Annotated in this window: 5 protein-coding genes; 3 read left to right on the top strand and 2 right to left on the bottom strand. The window is 68.0% G+C overall.

Features of this window, described 5'->3' with window-relative positions:
- Nucleotides 1-159: 159 nt before the first annotated feature.
- The 3 genes from AC6EI8_RS24980 (at nucleotide 160) to AC6EI8_RS24970 (ending at nucleotide 2,179) form a co-directional block, all read left to right on the top strand.
- Complete coding sequence (locus tag AC6EI8_RS24980) at nucleotides 160-768, top strand: peptidylprolyl isomerase (RefSeq protein WP_283949977.1); 609 nt, start codon at nucleotides 160-162, stop codon at nucleotides 766-768.
- Nucleotides 769-780: 12 nt separating this feature from the next.
- Nucleotides 781-1,281 (top strand): peptidylprolyl isomerase, encoded by a 501-nt coding sequence (locus tag AC6EI8_RS24975; protein ID WP_023264649.1) that lies wholly within the window; start codon nucleotides 781-783, stop codon nucleotides 1,279-1,281.
- 115 nt (nucleotides 1,282-1,396) lie between these two features.
- A complete protein-coding gene (locus AC6EI8_RS24970; protein WP_149319268.1) occupies nucleotides 1,397-2,179 on the top strand; it encodes a UDP-2,3-diacylglucosamine diphosphatase in 783 nt (260 codons plus the stop codon).
- Nucleotides 2,180-2,241: 62 nt separating this feature from the next.
- On the opposite strand, the gene cysE is transcribed toward AC6EI8_RS24970, so the two are convergent.
- Nucleotides 2,242-2,985: a serine O-acetyltransferase gene (cysE, locus tag AC6EI8_RS24965; protein WP_149319424.1), complete on the bottom strand. Its 744-nt coding sequence runs from the start codon at nucleotides 2,983-2,985 to the stop codon at nucleotides 2,242-2,244.
- 387 nt (nucleotides 2,986-3,372) lie between these two features.
- A partial coding sequence (locus tag AC6EI8_RS24960; RefSeq protein ID WP_498383187.1) for an RNA methyltransferase occupies nucleotides 3,373-3,949 on the bottom strand: 577 nt, incomplete at its 5' end.

Below are 3,949 nucleotides of genomic sequence, written 5' to 3'. Positions count from 1 at the left end.
GGACTGACCGGTCCGCAGCACTGCCCCGCTCGCGCCCTGCGCTGTGCAAGGCGTAGCGAGCGGGCGTGATCGTTATCCATTCGGGGCGACTGCCGGGACGGCGCGTCCATCGACCGCCGGTATCCGCCGATCGCCCTCGCCCACTCCCTGGAGATCCCCATGTCCCTGACCCGACGCGGCGCCCTCGGCGCCATGCTGGCCGCGCTGATGGCCGGCACCCTGAGCTACGGTGCGGCCCACGCGCAGGCGCCGGCCTCCGCCCCCGCCACGACTGCGGAGCGCGTGCGCTTTGCCACCAGCGCCGGCAACTTCACCATCGAGGTCTATCCCGAGGCCGCGCCGAAGACCGTCGCCAACTTCCTGGAATACGTGAACAGCGGCTTCTACAGCGGCACGATCTTCCACCGGGTGATCAACGGCTTCATGGTGCAGGGCGGCGGCTTCGACCGCGACATGAAGCAGAAGCCGACGCGCGCGCCGATTCCGCTGGAGGCGCAGAACGGCCTGAAGAACAAGGCCGGCACCGTGGCGATGGCCCGCACTGGCGATCCGAACTCCGCCACGGCGCAGTTCTTCATCAATGTGGTAGATAATCCGAGTCTCGACTATCCGCAGCCGGACGGTAACGGCTATGCCGTATTCGGCAAGGTGGTCGAAGGCATGGATACCGTCGACCGCATCAAGAAGACGCCTACCACCGCCTACGGCCCCATGCGCAATGTGCCAGCCACGCCGATCGTCATCGAGTCGGCCACCATCGTCAAGTAACAGAGGAAAGCCATGTCCAAGGTCCAGCTCCAAACGAATCACGGCGCCATCGTCATCGAACTCGACGCCGACAAGGCGCCCAAGACGGTGGAGAACTTCCTGTCGTATGTCCGCAAGGGCCACTACGACAACACGATCTTCCACCGCGTCATCAAGAACTTCATGATCCAGGGCGGCGGCTTCGAGCCGGGCATGAAGCAGAAGCCCACCGACGATCCGATCGACAACGAGGCCGGCAACGGCCTGAAGAACGACCGCTACACCGTGGCGATGGCGCGCACCAACGCGCCGCACTCGGCCACCGCGCAGTTCTTCATCAACGTGGTCGACAACGACTTCCTGAACTTCACCTCGCCGACGCCGCAGGGCTTCGGCTATGCGGTGTTCGGCAAGGTCGTCGAAGGCACCGATGTGGTCGACAAGATCAAGGGCGTGCGTACCGGCAGCGCCGGCTTCCATCAGGACGTGCCGCTCGAGGACGTCGTGATCGAGAAGGCGGTGGTGCTCGAGTAATCGTGCACTGGATTGACTCGGCACAGCGCGCGGCACGGCACGCGGCACAACACGTGCGCTGCGCCCGCGCCAATCACGGCGGCATGCCCTCGCCCATGGAAATCGTTCCCAATCGATGAGCCCTGCCGCCAGCACGCCGGCTGCCTCCACCCTCGCAGTGGAAGCGCCGGCGTGGTTCATTTCCGACCTGCATCTGACCCCGGGGATGCCGCGCACGCTGGCGGCCTTCGAACGCGTGCTCGAACGCGCCGCCGAACAGGCGCGCACGCTCTTCATCCTCGGCGACTTCTTCGAATTCTGGATCGGCGACGAGGAAAGCGAGGCACCGTTTCCGCGCGCCGTCGCCGCGGCGCTGGCGCGCCTGGCCGCGCGTGGCGTGCCGGTCTATCTGATGCACGGCAATCGCGACTTCCTGCTCGGCCCGCGCTTTGCGCGCGAGGCCGGCGCGACGCTGCTGCCCGATCCGACCGTGATCGATTGCGCGGGCCATCGCGTGGTACTGACCCATGGCGACATGCTGTGCACAAACGACACGCGCTATATGCGCTTCCGCCACTGGACGCGCAAACCCTGGATCCAGCGGCTGTTCCTGGCGCTGCCGCTGTCGTGGCGCCTGGGTATCGCGCGCAAGCTGCGCAGCGACAGCGAGGCGGGCCGCCAGCGCCCCGGGCCGCCGCGCGACTATGGCGATGTCGCGCCGGCCGCGGTCGCGGCGCTGCTGCGCGACAGCGGCACGGCGGCGATGGTACATGGACACACGCACCGGCCGGCCCGGCATGACGAGCCGCATGGCCTGCGCTGGGTGCTGACCGACTGGGACCTCGATGGTCCGCATCCGCGCGCGGCGGCATTGCAGCTCGATGCCGAGGGCTTTCGCGAATTGCCGCAGCTCGATTGATCGCGGCGCAGGCAAAGGCCGACGCGGCCGCACCTCCGCCCTTCCTCGTTCACGCCATCGCGTTACTTCATCAGCTTGCGCAGTTCGCTGGCATCGAAGCGATCGTTCGGCGTGTTCTCCAGATGCTCGCCGAGCCGGTCCAATGCGGCCTGCACCGCCTCGAGCTTTTCCTGCTGGCTGGCCGCATGGTCGATCAGGCTCTTGAGCGCCAGCGACACCGGATCGTCGGCATTCGGCGTGATGCCGTAAGCGGAGAACTCCTGCCGCGCGCCCTGCTGCGAAGTCGGCGCGTCCGGCAGGATGATGCGGGCCGGCACGCCCACCGCGGTGGCGCCCGGCGGCACCGGCTTGAGCACCACGGCATTGGAGCCCACGCGCGCGCCATCGCCGATGGTGAAGCCGCCCAGCACCTTGGCGCCGGCGCTGACCACCACGCCGGTGCCCAGCGTCGGATGCCGCTTCTGGCCCTTGTACAGCGAGGTGCCGCCGAGCGTCACGCCCTGATAGATCGTGCAGTCGTCGCCGATCTCGGCGGTCTCGCCGATCACCACGCCCATGCCGTGATCGATGAACACGCGCCGGCCCATCTTGACGGCCGGGTGGATCTCGATGCCGGTCAGGAAGCGCGACCAGTGCGAGATCCAGCGGCCCAGCCAATGCATCCCCGCATTCCAGCAGGCGTGCGCGAAGCGATGAAACACCACGGCATGCAGGCCCGGGTAACACGTCAGCACCTCCAGCCGGCTGCGCGCGGCGGGGTCGCGCTGCATGATGGTGTCGATATCTTCCTTGAGGCGAGAGAACATCTTGGTCGTGTGCGATTGCCCCGCCGTGCCGCGCGCGATCGGAGCGCGCATGCCGCCGGGGTCGTGTCCGGGCAAGGCCCTGGGGAAACGGAAGCAGGGAGTGTAAGAGATTTGGCACCCTGATGCCGTCATGGGCATCGGGCGCCGCACCTGCCCCGCCGCTACGTCGACACGCGCGGGGGAAGCCCGGGCGTGCGCGGCGCGGGCGTCAACATCGCTCGCGGTGGAAGGCGTGGGCAGCGTGGGCAGCGGTGCGGATGGCGCGCTCGCGTCGCACGAGCGACGGACGGCCGGCCCGCTCGCGACGTGCGTGAAGCGCTTCGGTGCGCCAGGGTTCGATGCGCCAGGGACCGATGCACCAGAAGCAGGCGGCAATTCGCGCCAAGGTCATGTCTCCATGCTGTCGCCACTGCGGTGGTCACTGCCGACACCGCCGCGGTCGTCATTGCGTTCGCCGCTGCGCGGCCCGCGCCCGGCCAGCGTCATCTGCTTGGCGATGCCGCGCAGCAGATTGACCTCCTCCTGCTCCAGCCCGCTGCGCGCGAACAGCCGGCGCAGCCGCGGCATCAGCTTCTTCGGATGGGCCGGATCGAGAAAGCCGATCGCCTCCAGGCCCTGCTGCAGATGCGCGAACATTGCCTCGATCTGCTCGGCCGTGGCGGCCTGCCCAGCATAGCCGATATCGCTCGGGGGCGCCGCGCGGTCCTGCAGCAACGCCAGCCGCATCTCGTAGGCGATCAGCTGCACGGCCTGGGCAAGATTCAACGAGGCGTAGGCGGGATTGGCGGGGATATGGGTCACCACCGAGCAGCGGTCGACGGCCTCGTTGGGCAAGCCGAAGCGTTCGTTGCCGAAGACGAAGGCGACATCGGCCGCTTCGGGGCTGAATTCCGCGGTGGGTTCCTGGGTGGATCCCTGGGTCGATCCCTGGGTGCGTTCCAGGGTGGCTTCGGCGGTGGATGCC

The organism is Cupriavidus sp. R6-3 (genome assembly GCF_059772245.1).
The sequence above is the reverse complement of the archived record's forward strand: the minus strand, read 5'-3'. Positions and strand labels throughout refer to the sequence as shown.

Bases quoted from the DNA above. Each gene is read 5' to 3' on its own strand.
- AC6EI8_RS24970 (WP_149319268.1), top strand. From the start codon at position 1,397: ATGAGCCCTGCCGCCAGCACGCCGGCTGCCTCCACCCTCGCAGTGGAA.
- cysE (WP_149319424.1), bottom strand. From the start codon at position 2,985: ATGTTCTCTCGCCTCAAGGAAGATATCGACACCATCATGCAGCGCGAC.
- AC6EI8_RS24980 (WP_283949977.1), top strand. From the start codon at position 160: ATGTCCCTGACCCGACGCGGCGCCCTCGGCGCCATGCTGGCCGCGCTG.
- AC6EI8_RS24975 (WP_023264649.1), top strand. From the start codon at position 781: ATGTCCAAGGTCCAGCTCCAAACGAATCACGGCGCCATCGTCATCGAA.